General features: G+C 46.2%; 13 protein-coding genes and 2 pseudogenes. 6 read left to right on the forward strand and 9 right to left on the reverse strand.

All coding sequences use genetic code 11. From position 1 onward, the window contains the following. Both QUA62_RS11695 and QUA62_RS11700 read right to left on the reverse strand, forming a co-directional pair. Window positions 1-219, reverse strand: a pseudogene (locus QUA62_RS11695) (ISKra4 family transposase); the annotation flags it as partial. Window positions 220-389: 170 nt separating this feature from the next. Next, window positions 390-590, reverse strand: coding sequence for a hypothetical protein (locus QUA62_RS11700; RefSeq protein ID WP_333404128.1), 201 nt, complete (start codon window positions 588-590; stop codon window positions 390-392). Window positions 591-708: 118 nt separating this feature from the next. Here QUA62_RS11700 and QUA62_RS11705 point away from each other — a divergent pair. Continuing rightward, window positions 709-1,245: pseudogene (locus QUA62_RS11705) on the forward strand (ISL3 family transposase); the annotation flags it as partial. Window positions 1,246-2,474: 1,229 nt separating this feature from the next. Here the strand turns inward: QUA62_RS11705 and QUA62_RS11710 are convergent. Then, a complete protein-coding gene (locus QUA62_RS11710; protein ID WP_006634386.1) occupies window positions 2,475-2,696 on the reverse strand; it encodes a hypothetical protein in 222 nt (73 codons plus the stop codon). Next, window positions 2,693-4,462 (reverse strand): S8 family peptidase, encoded by a 1,770-nt coding sequence (locus QUA62_RS11715; protein WP_333404281.1) that lies wholly within the window; start codon window positions 4,460-4,462, stop codon window positions 2,693-2,695. The genes QUA62_RS11710 and QUA62_RS11715 overlap by 4 nt, the downstream gene beginning before the upstream one ends. Before the next feature lie 255 nt (window positions 4,463-4,717). Here QUA62_RS11715 and QUA62_RS11720 point away from each other — a divergent pair, with 255 nt between their 5' ends. The 3 genes from QUA62_RS11720 to QUA62_RS11730 all read left to right on the forward strand — a co-directional run bounded on the left by QUA62_RS11720 (window position 4,718) and on the right by QUA62_RS11730 (window position 7,477). Beyond that, a complete protein-coding gene (locus QUA62_RS11720) occupies window positions 4,718-5,134 on the forward strand; it encodes a hypothetical protein (RefSeq protein ID WP_333404132.1) in 417 nt (138 codons plus the stop codon). A 423-nt stretch (window positions 5,135-5,557) separates the two neighbouring features. Beyond that, entirely contained in the window at window positions 5,558-7,267 is a 1,710-nt protein-coding gene (locus QUA62_RS11725) for a pentapeptide repeat-containing protein (protein ID WP_333404134.1), read from the forward strand. Window positions 7,268-7,345: 78 nt separating this feature from the next. Beyond that, on the forward strand, window positions 7,346-7,477 hold the full coding sequence (locus QUA62_RS11730; protein ID WP_333404136.1) for a hypothetical protein: 132 nt from the start codon (window positions 7,346-7,348) through the stop codon (window positions 7,475-7,477). Window positions 7,478-7,662: 185 nt separating this feature from the next. Here QUA62_RS11730 and QUA62_RS11735 read toward each other — a convergent pair whose 3' ends face one another. Beyond that, window positions 7,663-8,304 carry a methyltransferase domain-containing protein gene (locus QUA62_RS11735; RefSeq protein WP_333404138.1) on the reverse strand — a complete coding sequence of 214 codons (642 nt, stop codon included), beginning with the start codon at window positions 8,302-8,304 and terminating at the stop codon, window positions 7,663-7,665. A 206-nt stretch (window positions 8,305-8,510) separates the two neighbouring features. Between QUA62_RS11735 and QUA62_RS11740 the strand changes: the two genes are divergently transcribed. Beyond that, window positions 8,511-8,633, forward strand: coding sequence for a hypothetical protein (locus tag QUA62_RS11740; protein WP_333404140.1), 123 nt, complete (start codon window positions 8,511-8,513; stop codon window positions 8,631-8,633). A gap of 753 nt (window positions 8,634-9,386) precedes the next feature. Next, the gene (locus QUA62_RS11745; protein ID WP_333404142.1) at window positions 9,387-11,705 is read left to right on the forward strand and encodes a S8 family serine peptidase; all 2,319 of its coding nucleotides are present in this window, start codon (window positions 9,387-9,389) and stop codon (window positions 11,703-11,705) included. Between the two features lie 72 nt (window positions 11,706-11,777). On the opposite strand, the gene QUA62_RS11750 is transcribed toward QUA62_RS11745, so the two are convergent. From QUA62_RS11750 to QUA62_RS11765, 4 genes are all read right to left on the reverse strand, one after another. Further along, window positions 11,778-13,871 carry a HEAT repeat domain-containing protein gene (locus QUA62_RS11750; protein WP_333404144.1) on the reverse strand — a complete coding sequence of 698 codons (2,094 nt, stop codon included), beginning with the start codon at window positions 13,869-13,871 and terminating at the stop codon, window positions 11,778-11,780. 217 nt (window positions 13,872-14,088) lie between these two features. Continuing rightward, window positions 14,089-14,448, reverse strand: coding sequence for a nitrite reductase small subunit NirD (nirD, locus tag QUA62_RS11755; protein ID WP_333404146.1), 360 nt, complete (start codon window positions 14,446-14,448; stop codon window positions 14,089-14,091). Between the two features lie 207 nt (window positions 14,449-14,655). Then, entirely contained in the window at window positions 14,656-17,220 is a 2,565-nt protein-coding gene (nirB, locus tag QUA62_RS11760) for a nitrite reductase large subunit NirB (protein ID WP_333404148.1), read from the reverse strand. Window positions 17,221-17,527: 307 nt separating this feature from the next. Continuing rightward, window positions 17,528-18,316 carry an ABC-2 family transporter protein gene (locus tag QUA62_RS11765; protein ID WP_333404150.1) on the reverse strand — a complete coding sequence of 263 codons (789 nt, stop codon included), beginning with the start codon at window positions 18,314-18,316 and terminating at the stop codon, window positions 17,528-17,530. Window positions 18,317-18,436 lie beyond the last annotated feature (120 nt).

An 18,436-nucleotide genomic window follows, 5' to 3' on the forward strand; every position in this document is an offset into this window, starting at 1 on the left:
CCAATTAATGATGATATCATTTTGATTAAAACTAGCCACTATACCAGCTTCCGACACAATTGCTTTATAGTCTTTCCCTTCAGACTTTTCTCCTTTAGGTGCGCTCAGTCGTACTTTTCCACCATCTGCACTTAGCTCCGAAATATCTGCTATTGCTATGGGCTGCTCGAAGTCTTGATAATGTACTAATCTTTGTTGTGTTTTAGACGGAACAGTCACCCCCGTTATATACTTAATATCTTGGGCTGCATGCTTATAAGCAACATTGGCACTAAGTCTTAAGCAACAGTTTTCTAAATGTGGGCTCAGCCTACTACGGCTACCACAGCCTAGTTGCTCTGCTTGCTTCTGGGTGATAATTAAATCACCGAGAGTACTTTTTAATGTCTTTATTCTTCCTCCTTTTGTACCGCTAGCTTCTGAGATAAAAAAAATCCGATATGCGGTGTCACATGAGTCAAAACTTGCTCTCTGACTGCGAGTTCAATCTCTTCTAATGTCTGCAAGGATTCAGGATTACAATCAGCATACAGGATGGCAGAAAGAGCATCTACATGTGTTTTAATTGCCTGTTGTTGTTCTGGTGTCATGATTCTATCTCAAGTGGGAAGACCTGATAATTATCGCCTATTTTACTGATGATAGCTAAAACTGTTATTCGGGTCTTGATGAGTATTTATACTTGACGCAAAAGTGACACGCTCCCACCGATTTCATGTAATGGCACAAATAAATAAGGAATTAGATGCCCAAAGGAAGCGAGAGAAGAGACAGGTAGAAGATTTAATTAAAAAAGCCGAATCGTCAGAAGAGAAAGCAGACCAAGAGAAAGTTTTAGAAGGATTGAAGAAAAGTAAATATGTGTTATTGAAGAACGAATCAGACCTCAATGAAGAGCAAAAAGCTAAACTCGTGCAACTTAAAGATGTATCTCCTACTCTCAAAAGTATGCCTGAATTAAAAGAAGAAATTAGAATGATTTTCGAGCAGGCTAATAATTGGTTAGTCGGTTTGTGGAAACTGGGGAGATGGCTGTCAGGAGCTGAAAAATATTTTCCCGATAGTCAGAACACTATTATTCGTTGGCTAGATGAGATTATTGCTTACTTCGATTATAAGACTACGAGTGGTGTTGTCGAAGGCATCAACAATAAGCTCAATTTGATTAAACGTTCTGCTTACGGGTTTAGAAACTTTGAAAACTTCCGAGTTAGATGTTTGCTTACTTGGCAATTTAATTGTTAATTTAGCATACTAGCTACTGAAGAGCCATAATTATTTAGTTAAAATTTTAAACTCTGCCAGTTAATGCTCGAAATCTAATACCTATCTAAGAAGAAAGATTATCCGGCTTTAAGAAGTTTAGAAAATCTTAAGGTTCTGATGTAATCTGCTTAAGTGGGGTTAAAATTAATGATTTTAAGAAGGTGTTTTAAGTTATTTAGTAATGCACAAATTCAGGCTTTTGTCAAATTAATTTAGATGCGTTTACCCTGCGATCGCACGCCCTCGCAAAAAATTCTCCCAAATTCTGCCAAAGTATCCTGAAAGAGGTGCTGTGAGACGGGAGACTAAATTAGTAGATGCACCCTGATTAAATAACTCCCGACCAATTTTGGTTTGGGGTTTTTTTTTGCGGTATCGACGGTGATGCTGAAGAAAGTTTGAGGTTATCCGGATTGCGCTCGAATTCTCAGGAAGCTTAATTGGTAGATGCACCCTGATTAAATAACTCCCGACCAATTTTGGTTTGGGGTTTTTTTTTGCGGTATCAACGGTGATGCTGAAAAAGTTTGAGGTTATCCGGATTGCGCTCGAATTCTCAGGAAGCTTAATTGGTAGATGCACCCTGATTAATTAACTCCCGACCAATTTTGGCCGGGTTTTTTTTTGCCGCTCGCGCCCTAAACCACGAATTTTCGCAAATTTTCGCAAACTGTCCGGAACAGGTACACCTCAAACCGGAGACTAAATTAGTAGATGCACCCTGATTAATTAACTCCCGACCAATTTTGGCCGGGTTTTTTTTTGCTGCTCGCGCCCTAAACCACGAATTTTCGCAAATTTTCGCAAACTGTCCGGAACAGGTACACCTCGAACCGGAGACTAAATTAGTAGATGCACCCTGATTAATTAACTCCCGACCAATTTTGGCCGGGTTTTTTTTTGCCGATCGCAAGCTGAGCCACAAATTTCCGCAAAGTCTACCAAAGTGTCCTGAAAGAGGTGGTGTAAAGCCGGAGACTAAATTAGTAGATGCACCCTGATTAATTAACTCCCGACCAATTTTGGTTTGGGGTTTTTTTTTGCCGATCGCACGCCCTCGCCGCCAATGTTCGCAAATTCTGCCAAAGTGTCCTGAAAGAGGTGCTGTGAGGCGGGAGATTAAATTAGTAGATGCACCCTGATTAATAAACCCCAGCCAATTTTGGCCGGGGTTTTTTTTAGATCAAAAGCTGCATTAACCAATTAGGCTAATTCGCCTCAAAAGACTGCACCTCAAGAACCGGGCCGATCATAGCAAAAGTCATCACATCCTTACGCACTTCACCTTTAACACTGACTTTCAAACCAGCTTTTTTCAAATCAGAAGGAGCATCCTTAAGTTCGTAAGTTTCCCCATCTTCGCCGACCAAAGCCCAAGTACCGGGACCCAACCCTTTGCGTTCAATTACACCTTTGACAGTAATACTCATGCCGATCGCACCTCTGTTTTAATTGCTAAACGTGCCAGTCCGAAACACAGTACAGCATTGACAATCAAGAATGTTTGTGATACCAAACCTGTACCCAATCCCCAGACTGCGGGCGACAGGAAAGCATTCACCGCTAAACTGCTGGCAAAACCGATCGAAATTGCGATCGCGATCCACTTCCACTGTTGATGTCCCAACAGCAAAGCAATCAAAATCCCAGGAATCAAAACGCTAGCAAAAAAGGGATTCAGCATACTGCTGCCATTAATTGCGCCGCCGAGTTCGGGAATAGAACTGCCCATCACCCGCATCGGCCACTGCGGCAAGTCAAATACAAACAAGTTGCGGAGGAAAAAGAACCCAGAACTGCCAGCCATCAAGCCGCCGGAAAAGCCCCAAGTCCACTGGAACGGAAAATAATTCCGCATAAAGAAAGCCAGCAGGTAAGAACCGAGCACCATTGCAATTTTAGGCAACAGGGCGACTGCACCGCCGTCAATCCAAAAGCGGGGGTTGAGATACCCGTTATCGCGCAGCCAGCGGAAGAAATCGCGGAAGTTGATTTGTCCGCGCTGGGCTAGCTGAACTGCTGCGGCTGCGTCTAGGTGTCCTGAACCAAAATGGTTTAACGGATCTTCAGTGACATTTCGCGAGGACTGCAAGAGTACGCTGCGAATTTCGTCTGGTTCTGTGATGCCGGAAGCCTTGACAAGGGCTGCAACGGCTGCAACGTGGGGAGAAGCCATGCTAGTGCCTTGGTAGCCTTCAAAGACTTCGGCGCCTGTTTCCGGGTCGATCGTACTTTGCAGGATCTTGCCCATTTCAGAACCGCCAGGGGCTGCAATATCAACCCCTGCGCCGAAATTGGAATAAGTGGCTTTTTCGTCGTCGGGGCCGAGGGCGGAAACGCCGATGACGTGGGGATAGCGGGCGGGATAGGAAGCGGAACTGTCGCCGGAGTTGCCGGCGGCTGCGATGATGACAACACCTTTAGAGTGGGCGTAGTCGATCGCCTCTTCCATTAACTGACTTTCACCGCCGCCGCCGAGACTCATGTTAATCACGTCGGCGCCGTTGTCAGCAGCAAATTTAATCGCTTCGGCGATGTCGGAAACCGTGCCGCCACCGCTGCCGCTTAACACTTTTAGCGGCATTAAAGCTGCTTCGTAGGCAATGCCTGCAACGCCGTAATTGTTGTTAGTTGATTGGGCGACTGTACCGGCGACGTGAGTACCGTGGCCGTTGTCATCGTAGGCTTCGGCGCGATCGTTTACAAAGTCGTAGCCCGGTACAAATTTGGTTTCTTTTAAGTCAGCGACTGGAGTAATACCCGTGTCAATTATCGCTACTGTTGTGCCGCTGCCTTTGGTTTCGTTCCAGGCAGATTCTACGTTGATGCTGCGGAGATTCCACTGCTTGGTATACATGGGGTCGTTGGGAATCTCGAAAGCGCTGTAGACGTAGTTGGGTTCAATGTATTCGGTATCTTTAGCCAAATTTGATTTTTTCAGGGCGTTTAGCAAAGTGCGATCGCCCTTAACTACATATACATTGTCGCCCGCTGAGAATTCGCTGTTGAGTTGCGGTGCGACTTGGTACTGTTGGGCGATCGCATTTACTTCTTTCGCAATCTCAGCAGCACCCAAATCTTCGCGGAAATCAAGCACAATCGAGTCGTAAGTGCCTTGAGTAGCAAGTCCTGGGAAATTTGAAATCGCCCAGCCGAGCCCGATTAAAAATAAGCACAGAAGGAAAAACTTTTTCATTGCCGATCGTCCGTTTAGGGAAGGCGTGTTCACCACAATAACCCAATTTTCACCGCCAGCGCCAGTTTTCCTTGCTGTGGCTTGTGGATATCTCGCACGCGGGCGTTTGGTATTTTTCGGCTGTGGCTCTTGCTCGATCAAAAATTGCTCTAATTTATAGTTGAAATTCCAGAGCAAGTTTTAGGAGTTCAATTAATTGTATCATTAGAGAAGATGTGAAACAGAACAAGCGAGTATTTTCAACAAGGGTATTGCATGGAAAGAGGTTTAATGTGGCTGCCGCTGCTGGCAATTTTTATTTCTCTAGCTTGGGCTGGATGGAACGAGTATCAAAAGCTAGAAGCGTATCGCGTCTGGGCCGAACAATTCGCTAAAGCCAAGTACGATATTTATGCTGTACTCGGTCAGCGAGAAGACAGTTTAACTTGGGGAAAACCTACTCGCAGCGGGCCGGTAAATTTGCAAACATTTTCTTTAAAAGACGTGGAGTCGCTGCGGTTGTTAGTCAACTCTCAGGCAGTTGATTTAGAGTCACCGCCGAATTCGGGAAGTCCAATCGCCCTCGAATTTTTGTTGAAAGATGCTGCTGCGGTGCAGGTTCCTTTTACAGAAATTCCTCTAGCGACTAAATGGGGAAAATACTTGCAGCAAGAATTGCAGCGCTTTAGGTAAAAACACTCTCCGGCAAAGCAGCGTATAGGGAGCATCTCAATGAAAGCAACCAAGCCCAAAATTGGAGTTTTGAGGCAGGAGACAGGAAGCAGGAGGTAGGAGGAAACAGGAAGAAGGAAAGAGCCAGAAGAAGTGTTTTTACCACTATGAGATGCTCCAAGCGTATAAGATGTTAACTCTGCTGCTTTAAGTTAAAAAAGTCTGTAAAACTGGTAGTAGAAATAGAGCTTACGCAACAAATCCTTTGAACTGCAATCTATAGGGTAAAGTACCCAGGGATCGCCCGGAGGACATGAGTTCTTGCAGTAAGTAGTAAGAGTAGTGTCCCCGTGCGCCCGCTCGTGTTCCGTGCGTACCTTACAGTTAAAGTTATTGACCAGCGCGTCCTAAAACAGCTAAATTGCCAGCCCCCCAATCAGCGGAATGCAAACACAAGAATTTTTACAGCGCTATCAACAGGGAGAGCGCAACTTTGGTCACATTGACCTCAGCGGCGCTAGTTTAAGCGGTGTTAACCTGCGAGAAATAGACCTCACTGGTGCTAACTTGACCGGTGCTAATTTGAGCTGGTCTTTTTTGAGCAATGCCAAGTTGATAGGGGCTTGTTTGCGGCGCGCGGATCTCCGCAGTGCGGGGCTGGCTGGGGCGAATCTGAGCGGGGCCAATGTGAGCGGGGCAAATCTTGCTAAAGCGGATTTGCGCCTTGCTTGTTTGGAAGCAGCAGAACTCAATTGGGCCGCGTTCCCCGAAGCGGATTTGGGCGGTGCTAATCTTCAAGGAGTTAAATCTGACCAAATTAATTTTGCCGGGGCTAAACTCGACGGCGCGAAGTTGATGGCGGCGGAATTGATGGAGGCCAATCTCAACCGGGCTAGTCTTGTTGGTGCTAATTTAACTGGTGCTAATTTGCGGGAAGCGCATTTAGTGGAAGCGAATTTGCGATCGGCAATTTTAATCGGTGTAAATTTGATTGAATCTGACTTGAATGGCGCTCAAATGCGATCGGCAAATCTGACTGGCGCTGACTTGCACCGAGCTGTGCTGGCGGGTGCGGATTTGACTGAGGCGGTGCTGGATAACGCTGATTTGAGTCGAGCTAATCTGGCGGGTTCTTATTTATTGAAAGCGAGTTTCAAGAAGGCGCTTTTGCTGCGAGCTAACCTGCAAGGAGTGTATTTGCTGCGGGCGGATTTGAGCGAAGCTAATTTACGCAGTGCCGATTTGCGGAAAGCTGATTTGAGCGGCGCTTATTTGATGGATGCGATGTTGGGTGAAGCGGATTTAAGAGAAGCTTGTTTGATTGAGTGCCGTTTGATTCGGACGAATTTGGAGGGGGCGCAGCTTACGGGTTGCTGCATTCAAAATTGGCAAGTTCAAGATGTCGATCTGTCGAGAGTTGACTGCAGCTATGTTTTTACTCAGTTTGATTATAGTGCGAAAGTTGCGGCAAATCGCTTGCCGGTCGATCGCGATTTTGAGTTGGGGGAATTGGGGCGGCAGCATCAAGAGGACAGTTCTATTGTGAAGGTGTGTTTTGCGGAATCTCCTAATTGGGAGGCTCTGGTTTTTACGATGCGTCGAGTGGAGTTGGAGAGCCGCGAACTTAAGTTGAACGTTCAATTTTTTGAGTCGGCGGGAGAACAAAGTTTACTGAGGCTGAGTGCGAACCGTTTGGTGAACGGCAAGATTTTGGGCGATCGCATTTTGGAGCTTTATCCAGATATGTTAGAAAAGGTTTTAGCCAAGGACGCTGAAATTTTGGGTTTGCTCGACTTGGCTATTCCTAGTAACAGTGTGGAGCCGGCGGAGCCGAGTCACAAGGAAATATTGCTCAGAAGACAGGAAATCTACCAGCGGATGGTTCGCCAAATTTCGTTTATTTTGATGTCTCAGACGCCGGATAAATTCGCCGAAAGCGTACAGCGGCTGTTGGATTATTTGAAGCAGCAAGGTATCCCGACAGAGCAGATTCAAAAGAAAGTCATCAGTCAGGCGATCGTGCAGCGGGCCAAGCAAGACCCGGGTTTTCGGGAACAGTTGCTCACGTGGGAGAAAACGGCGTCCGATCGCGTTCGGTGTTCGATGATGGGGGAAGCGGTGCGGTATGCGATCGCCCTTTTAATCGATGATTAACAGTTAATCGTTAACACTTGAAGCCGGCGACCCGCTAAGGCGCGGAGTTGCTCGTCGGCGTCCGAAACTGCAAGCATCGTGCAGCGGGCCAAGCAAGACCGGGTGTTTCGGGAACACTTGCTTAGGTGGGAGAAAACGGCTTCGGATTGCGATCGGTGTTCGGTAATGGGGGAAGCGGTGCGGTTTGCGATCGCTCTTTTGTGGGAATAAATTGACATAGAATTGAAAACCCAGTATCACAGTGTATACTTTTTATTTTTGAGGTAAAAGTTTATGAAGATTAGTTAGAATTCCGAAATTAATGCTCTCTACATTAAATAGATATTTAACCGTAGCTTAAATGTAGCTTTTGCATCATCACCCATATCTCGATATCGTTCGCTGCAACACGGTTGTTAGGCTGCGTGCTTTACTGTTTTGGCTGTCATTAATCCCCAAAACCAATTTATTTTATAGCGTTCTATATACACATCATTGTACCCAGCATCTTCTAGGATTCGGCTGCACTCTTGTTCGCCATAAGTCTTGAAGTGGGCGCGCTCGAATCGACGGAGAAATATATCGAAAATACGGCACGTCCAATAGTCGTCACACCAATCTGTAATGACCAACTCCCCACCTGAACGAAGAACGCGGCGCATTTCTTGAAGTGCAGTCATAGGCTGATGAATGTAGTGAAACATATTGCATGAAATCACGACATCAAACTGTTCATCCTCGAAAGGGAGCTTTTGGGCCCATCCCTCAGACAATTCAATGGTCGCCGGAAGTCTCTGTCGAGCAACTTGCAACATCTCTGGCACTGGATCGACACCAAACAATCGAGATTGTGGGTAAGTCAATGCAAGCTGCTGAAGAAGTATACCTGTACCGCAACCGACATCTAGCACCCGATCGGTCGGTTGTAGTTTAAATCGGTTGAGTGTTTCTTGGGTCGTCGCTTGAATGTAGAACGACCATTTGACATCATAATCAGAAGCTAAACGCGAGTATTCTTGAACAACTGGATGGTTCTTGTGCAGATGGTTATCAGACATAGTATTGAGTTATTTGGCCACTATTAGCTGTTAGGTTCCAATGACTGACTGTTGACTGACTGTATCATTGTTTCTTCTCATCGCAATTAATTTTAACTTCTATGTCTAATGGATTAGTTCTGTTTACCAGTCTTGGCTCCTGAGTCGGCGATCGGCTAAGGCCCGGATTTGCTCGTCGGCGTCGGAAACTGCCAGCGATCGCAACATTGGCACAACTCCCGAATTTTCGGGAACAGTTGCTCAAGTGGGAGAAAACGGCTTCGGATCGCGTTCGCTGTTCGATGATGGGGGAGGCGGTGCGGTATGCGATCGCCCTTTTATCGGAATAAATCGATATGTGCGATCGGTACTGGGAGATGTTGGCACGCTTTCTGGTAGTTGCTGATTTACGGTATGAAATGCTAAATAGGGAACTCATATAAACCATTACACACAAAGCTTAGGGATTTTTCATTTATTTTTTTCATGCGTTGATTAAGCAGCACGTTTCTGTTAGCTCCTATACATTTTGTTGTATTGACAACATATTCCCTAGTTCAGAAATCACCAGGCTGGCGATCGCAAGCTCGATCGAGCCAGGAAGAGGAACATAATCTTCTTTAACTCTTGCAGGACTGAGGCGATGGTCATAATTTAGTAAAGTGCCTCAGATATCGAAACCCTCAATAACAGTTCCAGCAATTGATATGACGCACCCTAAAATTTAATTTTAGTGTGCCAGTTGCGTGAGGGTAAACGAATCTAATTTCTAAATTCCCATATCTAGAGTTTGACTAGAGAGAAAAGTGCTACAGGTGGAAAAACCATTCTCAATAAACAACAATAAAGCCGATTTATTATGCTAAAACCCTCGTTAAGCTGTTCTACATTTAAACTGTGTGTCAAAAATCAATAAAACTATTGTGGGATGGGCTTGTAGCCTGTCGGTAATTTCCAATTTAAATGCGTAACAGCTTATTGACAAGATGCGTTTACCCGGCCAGTTGCGTAAGTTTTGTATTGTTAAAAAACGTTGCAATTTCATGGTTGAAACTTTTTGCCTAGTAAAATATACCTATTGACCTGACCAGGAGCATCTTGTTATGAATAGTTCCAGTAATGACGGTAACTTTTTCGATCTAACTCCCAATTCTGATTACTTCAGGCTAACCCCAGGACTTTTAAATCCCTTCACTAGAGGACTGCGGGCTTTAGAAGGTAATGATATTGTGATTGGTTCGGTCTCTCCAGAATTGATCGATGGCGGTGGCGGTGAGGATTGGCTGTTCGGGTATGTCGGTAACGATGCCCTCATCGGAGGTCAAGGAAATGACTTGTTGCGCGGCGGTCAAGGCAGCGACCTACTTAGAGGTGATGAGGGCGATGACATTTTGGCTGGCGACTTGGATGGAGACACGCTACTTGGTGGTGGTGGCAACGATATGTTTGTACTCCGAACTGATCTAAATACAGCAGCAGTAGATTGGATCGCTGACTTCGACCCTAGATTTGACGGGATTGGATTAACTGACAACCTCAGCGAAGCTGACCTAAATCTAGAACCCTGGGCAGGGGGAACTTTAATTAAGATTCAAGCTAATAACAGGATCTTGGGACAAGTGGCGAACGTTTCGCCAGAACAACTCCAGAATCGTTTTGCCCCTGCCGATTTCGTCTTAGATGACAACTTTAACAGACCAATAAATCTCGATTCCCTGAGCAATCCTATTTTGGGTTTCGTAGGTGAAGACGACTTCCAAGATATTTACACTTTCACCACTGACACACTCAGCAGTATTAAATTGAAACTCAAAGATTTGAGTGCGGATGCTGATTTATTTATCGCAAGGGATGCCAATGGCGATGGTAGCTCGATTGGAGAGGAATTCTCTGCCTCCCAAAATTTTGGAAGTGTGGAAGAAGTAATTGAAAGTCGCTTTCTTGTACCCAGCAGATACTTTGTCTCCGTTCAACAGGGTGTACGGCGAGCTAACACCAGCTACAAGCTGGAGATAACTGTCAATCCAATCTTGCTGAACCAAGCTATTCCTATTGGCACATTCAGCAGCGGAGTCAAGGGTTCATTGGACGGCGTTGTTGAGGAAAAACAACCTGTGCAACTTTACAAATTTGATCTCCCACAGCCCAGCGACCTTCAAGTCAACTTGCGGGGAATGTATCCAGATGCTGATGCGGATTTAGTGCTGTTTCAGGATGTTAACAACAACAACAAGGTTGATTTTGGTGAAATTCTTGGCGTTCCTCAACAACAAGGCAACAATCCAGAGGAAATTTTATTTAGAGGGTTGTCAGCAGGTAGTTATTTTCTCGGAGTCAATCGTTTTGCAGGCTACACGCCCTACAACCTGAGCATTTTAGCTGCACCGGCAACAGATAAGTTCAACAGCTTGTTTGGCTACGGGCTGGTGGATGCAGCAGCGGCCGTTGCGGCTGCCACTGATAAACAGCAGTTGGATGCTGCTGACCCGCTCACCAGTGCAGCTAAGTTTAATAATATAGGTGACTTAAACCTGCTAAACGTTGCCCCAGCCTGGAAAGCAGGATACACGGGTAAAGGTGTTGTGGTTGCGGTACTGGATACAGGCTTTGACTTGAGTCATCCCGATTTAAGGAGCAATATCTGGCGGAATCCTAATGAAATTCCGGGGAATGGTATTGATGACGATCTCAATGGAGTTAGTGATGATGTAAATGGGTGGGATTTTGTGGATGGCGATGCCAATCCCTCCCCAGATTCAAATGATCAGCGTGGGTTTCACGGAACTCATGTAGCAGGAATTATTGGGGCGAAAAGAAATGGAATTGACATCAATTCTCCCAATAACAGCTACGAAATGAATGGGGTTGCTTATGATGCTCAGATTATGCCAATTAGGGTATTGGGACGTTCAAATTCTGCTAATGTCGCTGCTGGCATTCGCTATGCGGTTGACAGTGGCGCAAATGTTATTAACATGAGTTTCGGTAATCTGTTTGCCGATCCCAAAGAGCGAGAAGCGCTAGAATATGCCAAGCAACGCGGAGTTTTTGTGGTAATGGCAGCGGGAAATGACAGGGATAAACTCAACCCAAGCGAACCAAGTTTTCCAGCATTTTATGCTTTCGACAATTTGGGAGTAGCTGTCGGAGCAGTAACAACTCCAGGTAAACAGGTGACAACTTTTTCCAATCCTGCTGGTTCGATACCAATAAATTTTGTGGTTGCTCCAGGTCATGAAGGCTTATCTACGGTTCCGGGAGGTTATAACCCTAAATTTGGGGGAACGTCTATGGCTGCTCCCTATGTTGCGGGTGTAGTTGCTCTCATGCTTCAGGCGAATCCAAACTTAACTCCTGACCAAATTTTGGCCATTCTGACTAAAACAGCAAAACCTGAAGGAATTACCTCGGAAGTTAATTAGACATAATTAACAACTATTGGGAAATTTCTCGAACCCCTGTTTCTCTCCAAGAAACCCGGGTTTTGTTTCCGTCTACCATTCTTCGCTCCTGAGCCGGCGACCCGCTAAGGCCCGCACTTGCTCGTCGGCGTCGGAAACTGCGAGCGATCGCAACAAAGGCACAACTCCGGGATTTTCGGGATAATGTTCGATAATCGCTTCGAGTGCTGTAAATCGGGGATTGTAAGGAAAAGAACCGTTTTGATTGTCAACATCGCTCAAAGCTCGATCGCGCAAAAACTCAAACATTCCCGGCTCGTCTTTCCATCCACGCATTAACTCTACTAGGGCGATCGCCCGCACCTGCGAATCTTCTTCTTTTTGAGCTCTACTTTTGAGCCACTCGAAAGTTTGAGACTGATTTGTCCACCCCCGCGCTAACTTTTGCAAAGCGATTTGCCTGACAGCGGGACTCTCATCGCCCTCTGCTTTAGCCTCCAGCAGCATCCAAGTTTCAGGATTGTCCGGCCAGTTGTAAGCAAGTTCAAGCACCGCCGCTTGCCGCACCAGCGCTTCCCCAGAATCGAGCTCAATTTTCAGCCAAGGCAAGGTTTCTGGGTGGTCGGGCCACCCCCGGACGATCGCCCGCACCAGCACGCTCAGCAGATGAGAATCTTGCTCTGACTCGACCAGGCTTTTGAGGAAAGGCAGCGTCTCCCCCCGGTGAGACCAGCGTTTTGCGATCTCTTCCACCGCAGTTTCTCGGACGTTGAGGTGTCTGTCTGACTCGGCGAGATTTTGCAACCAAGCAAAGACTTCGAGGCTGCCTGACGCCAGTGCGGCGACAGCCTCCACTACTACTTGCCGCACAGTCCAGTAATCCTCGGAATCAGCTATTTTTTTCAGCAGGGGCAGGGTTTCTGGGTGGTCGGGCCAACCTGCGGCTATCTGTTTTAGGGCTATTTCCCGCAGGTCGGCGTCGCGATCGCTCAATGCTATATTTTTCAAAAAAGTCAGAGTTTCTGGGTTCCCGGGCCAGCCAGAGGCAATTGCTTGCACTGCTGAGCGCCGGACGCTCGCACTCGCGTCGGACTCGGCTTTAGTCTTCAGCAGCGGGTAAATGTTTGGTTCGTCGGGCCAGTGCGAGGCCAATTCTTCTAAGGCTGCTGTCCGCACTTCTTTGCTGCTGTCGGATTCGGCTAGGGTTTTCAGCAGCAGGCAAACGTCCGCTGCAGCAGGCCAGCCCGCTGCCAACTCCCGCACCGCTACGGTTCGCAGGATAGAACTTCCTGTCTCGGCAAGGTTTTTGAGCAGGGAGGCCGTGCCTAAAAGGCTGTGCCAACCTCTGGCTATTTCTTGCCACGCCGCGACTCGCACTCCCAAATTTTCGTCGGATTCGGCGGCGCTTCTCAGCAGCAGCAAGGTATCTGTGCGATCGGGCCAATGAGAGGCTAACTGTTCGAGTGCTGCGGTGCGGACTGCGGGACTTTGATCGAACTGAGCCAGGACACTCAGCAGCGGCAAAGTATCGCTGGTGTGTGGCCAACCAGAAGCCATTTCTCGCACGCAGGTCGATCGCACTGCCCAGCTTCCATCGAATTGGGCGAGGTTTTTGAGCATCAGGTAAATTTCTGGCTGGTCTGGCCAACCGCGGGCTATTGCTTCAACTGCTGTGGCTCGGACTTCGCCACAGTCACTGGAGTGAGCGAGTATTTTCAGCCAAGGCAGGGTTTGCGGGTCGTTTTTCCAAGTTTGGGCGATCGCCGCGATCGATCGATGGCGAATTTGATAAGTTTCCTGCAATTCTTGAGCGCTTTGATAAAGAATCAGAAAACCCGTGCCGTATTGCGATAACTTTTTTAAAGCGTTTAACAGTCTTTTTTCGGTTTTTTTATTAACATCATTTTTAACTTTTAACAGGCATTGCGCTGCTAAAAACAAATTAATAAATTTTTCTTGTTGACCGTTTTGATCTGTGAGATACTCGATAATTTTGCTCGCTGTTTCTTCGTCGAGCTTAGCTGCAATTTCTCTGAGGACTTCGTGCAAAGATTCGTCCCGCCAGTGCTGACCGAAAACTTGTATGTTGAGCTCGGTCCAAGTCAGTTGACCGATTTTGAGTTGGGCATTGATTAACTCTGCTACCGTCTGGGGATTATTTTCGGAAACAAGTTTTTTTAACAACATACCGATACTCTGCCCCTGAAGTTTGTTTGCATTGACAATCCTCGCATCAGCTCCGATATTAGTTGAGATTTTTTTGAGCGACCCTGGAGTATGGAACCAATCGACTCTATTTTAGACGAAAAATACTGAGTCGGCAGGGCCCCAATGCAAAATCCGCCAGCACCCACAGGAATGTTAAGTGGTGGCGGATGGCGATCGAATAATTAAGCCGCTGAATCTAACTAACAGCTACTTGGACGCGATCGGCTACAACTCGAACCCCAAAAGTAGGAATCTTTACCGTTTCATCGTCGAGACATTGCCCGGTAGTCAGACTAAAGTTTTGTTTGTAAATGGGAGAAGCAACTTTGAGAGTGCCGTTGCGATCGCCTACAATTCCCCGCGACAAAACAAAAGCTTTGCTAAACGGGTCGTAATTGCTAAGCGCATAAACTTCATCTCCGTTTCCCACTCGGAAAATCGCCACTTGTTCGCCTTTAACTAAAGCGCAAACTCCAGTATAAGGGGCGATCGCATCGAGAGAACACACATCTACCCAAGTTGTTACTGTATCGGAAACTTGTAATGATTGAACCATTTTCTTTTCCTGTTAATTTACTTCAATCTGCTTCCCAGTCTCGGGCTGGGAACGTAGGTTTCGAGGCTCTGCCTCGCCGAAGGAGGCTCTGGCTTACGGTTAGAGGAGGCAGAGCCTCCGGGACTTCATTCCCAGGTAGAGCCTGGAAGATTAAGCGAGATTAAATCTTGCTCGCTCCCCTGATTTAAGGGGAGGGCTGGGGAGGGGTTATTCCAAAACTCCAACCAGAGCCTTTTCATGTTCGTTAGCAGGCCGCGTTTGTCCCCGTTCCGCCACACGAACAATACTCGGATCGGGCAAATCGGAATTCACAAAATGCTGGAACCGCTGCACCTTTTGTGGGTCTTCAATCGTCGTTTTCCACTCACATTGATAAGTATTCACTAAATGTTCCATCTGCGCTTCTAATTCAGCACAAATGCCCAGAGAATCCTCAATTATCACCTGTTTCAAGTATTCAATTCCGCCCTCAAGTTTGTTCAACCAAGTAGCAGTGCGTTCCAATCTGTCGGCGGTGCGGATGTAGAAAACCAAGAATCGATCGATATACTTAATCAGCGTTTCCTTATCGATATCCGTCGCCAGCAAAACCGCGTGCTGTGGCTTAATACCGCCGTTGCCACACACGTACAAATTCCAACCATTCTCTGTCGCAATTATCCCAAAGTCCTTGCTTTGAGCTTCCGCGCATTCGCGAGTGCAACCAGAGACAGCAGATTTGAGCTTGTGGGGCGATCGCAAACCGCGATACCGCAATTCAACCTCGATCGCCAAACTCGTTGAATCCTGCACCCCAAAGCGGCACCAAGTGCTACCAACACAAGATTTTACAGTACGCAGAGCCTTACCGTAAGCGTGTCCCGACTCAAATCCCGCATCAATCAACCTGCGCCAAATATGCGGCAATTGATCCACGCGAGCTCCAAACAAATCAATCCGTTGCCCGCCAGTAATCTTAGTATAAAGCCCAAAATCCCTGGCAACTTCCCCCAAAACAATCAACTTATCTGGCGTGATTTCTCCCCCCGGTATTCGCGGCACCACCGAATAAGTACCGTCGCGCTGAATGTTTGCCAAAAAGTAATCGTTCGTATCTTGCAAACCGACGTGAGACTTCTCTAAAATATGGTCATTCCAAGTAGAAGCCAGCATCGAACTAACAGCAGGCTTGCAAATTTCGCAACCCTTACCTTTGCCGTGTCTTTCAATCAACTCCTCAAAGGTTTTAATCTCTTGAGAACGTACTAAATGGTACAATTCTTGACGAGAATATTCAAAATGTTCGCAAAGATTATTTTTGACTGAAAACCCAGCTTTCTTCATCTCCGCCTTGAAGATATCCGTCACCAAAGGCACGCAGCCGCCGCAGCCCGTCCCAGCTTGAGTGCATTTCTTGACGCTGGCAACATCGGTTAAATTGCGATCGCGAATCGCTTCACAAATCTGCCCTTTGGTAACATTATTACAAGAACAAATTTGAGCCGAATCCGGCAAACTGTCTACTCCAAAACCCGCCGGGACTCCCCCTTCTCGCGGTGGCATTAACAAATCTTCGGGATGCGGCGGCAGAGCAATTTCATTTTGCATGAATTGCAGCAAAGTGCCGTAAGCCGAAGCATCTCCCACGAGAATTCCGCCTAAAATCCGGCTGCCGTCTTGATTTAAAACTAATTTTTTGTAAATGCCTTGGAAGGTGTCAGTGACAACAATTTCTTTAGCATCCGCCGACTTGGGAAAAGGATCTCCAAAACTAGCGACATCCACCCCCAATAGTTTAAGTTTAGTGGACATATCCGCACCTGTAAAATTGCTTGTGGAACGGGCATCTTGCCCGTCATCCGCTACAATGCTCAAAATATCTGCTGCTACGCTTGCCATTGTATACCCAGGCGCAACTAAGCCGTAGATGCGATTTTGATAAAGCGCGCATTCTCCGATCGCATAAATGTCAGGATCGGAGGTTTGGCAGCTATCATTAATCACAATGCCACCGCGTTCTCCTACTTCTATACCGCAACTTCTGGCAATTTCGTCGCGGGGGCGAATGCCCGCAGAAAACACTATCATATCTGTTGCCAATTCCGAACCGTCAGCGAACAGCATTTTAGTAACTTTGCCATCTTCGCTAACAATTTCTGTTGTAGATTTGCTGGTATGAACCGAAACTCCCAACTCTTCTATTTTGCTGCGGAGAATTGCACCGCCCATCTCGTCAACTTGCACGGGCATCAGCCGCGATGCAAACTCAACTACGTGAGTTTTTAGACCCATATTTTGGAGCGCGTTTGCACATTCTAGACCTAACAAACCGCCGCCAATTACTACACCAGTTTTGCAATTTTTAGCGTAATCGGACATCGCTTCCAGGTCGTCAATAGTCCGGTAAACAAAAGTTCCTGTAGCGTCTTTGCCTTTAATTGATGGCACAAATGGATAGGAACCGGTCGCGAGAACAATTTTGTCGTAGGGAACTTTTAAACCGTTGGCTGAAGAGACTATTTTGTGTTCCCGGTTAATGGCGACTGCTTTGTCGCCGATGTGAATTTGGATGCCGTTTTCTTGATAAAATCCCGGTGCAACTAAAGATAAATCTCCCGCTGTTTTGCCCGAGAAAAATCCGCTGAGGTTTACGCGATCGTAAGCAACGCGCGGTTCTTCACAAAAAGTAATTAAATTCCAGTGTTTGGCAGCATCCGAGCTGACCATTAACTCTAGGAACTTGTGACCTACCATGCCATTGCCGATTACAATGAGGTTTTTTTTGGCTGTCATTAGAATCTCTTTTATCCCGTTTATCAGTCGTTGGGTTTATTAATATAAGACTTTATTGTAAACTTTTGTACTTATATATACCAAAAATGGATGTTTATGCAATTGTCGAATACTTTCGATTGCATTTTTGCATGGCATGATGTGTGCGATCGACTTAAGTAGGTGCGTCAGTGGATTTTAGATTTTAGATTTTAGATTTTAGATTTACTTCACAGTTAAGAATGGTGCGTCAGCTAAGTGTTTTTGACAAAACGATTAACATTTTTACTGTGACGCACCTTACAGTTTTCTAATTTTTAATTATTATTTAAGCTCCCATGCTCGAATACTGCTTCAAGCCCTGTCGCCAAAGCCAGCGATTCCACACAAAAAACACCGCACTCCAACCAAACATTACCAACAAACTGCGGCCTACATCTACGGGCAATCCGATCAAGATTGAAGCGGGAAAATGAATCAAATAAGGAAAAGGCGTCCACAAAACTACTTCGCGCACGGGTGCGGGAAACACTTCTAACGGCGCGGTAATTCCCGATAAAAACAGGTAAATTAAAGACCAAAATTGCTCGATCGCACTTGCCCTTTCCAGCCAAAAAGCAAACAGCGCAAAAGTATACTGTATCAGAAACCGCAAACAAAAAGTCAAGACGATAACCAACAAAAATAGCAAAAACCTGCCCAAACTCGGCAGCCAAAAAGACTGCGGGTAAATTGCAAAAAATAGCAGCACTAATCCGAATACAAAGGGCAGCCTTGCAAACCTTTCGGAAACGTGAGATACGAAGTGGTGCCATACGGGATCGAGAGGCTGCAACAATCTATTAGATAGCTTGCCTTGCACTACTTCCTTTTCAAACTCCCAAATTACCCAAACTACATTTACTTGCCTGACAATGAAAGTGGCTAAAAAATAACGGGCAAAGTCGAGGGAATTCAGCCCAAATTGACCAGTCTCGGCCGCCTGCGTCCAAACACCCATCAAGATAAATGGCAAAGCTCCCGACAGGGCCCACAAAAACAATTCTGCCCGGTATTCGAGCATATAAGCGTAGTAGGTAAATAACAAAGTTTTAGCAATTTTGATTGATTTTGTCATATCATTTTTAGATTTAATTTTTCAGTGTTAGCAACGGGCAAGATGCCCGTTCCACACAACATTGAAACTCTAGTGTAACAGGCATCTTGCCTGTTCAATTTTTCAGTGTTAGCAACGGGC

The organism is Microcoleus sp. MON1_C1 (assembly GCF_036701945.1).
Classification (GTDB): domain Bacteria; phylum Cyanobacteriota; class Cyanobacteriia; order Cyanobacteriales; family Microcoleaceae; genus Microcoleus.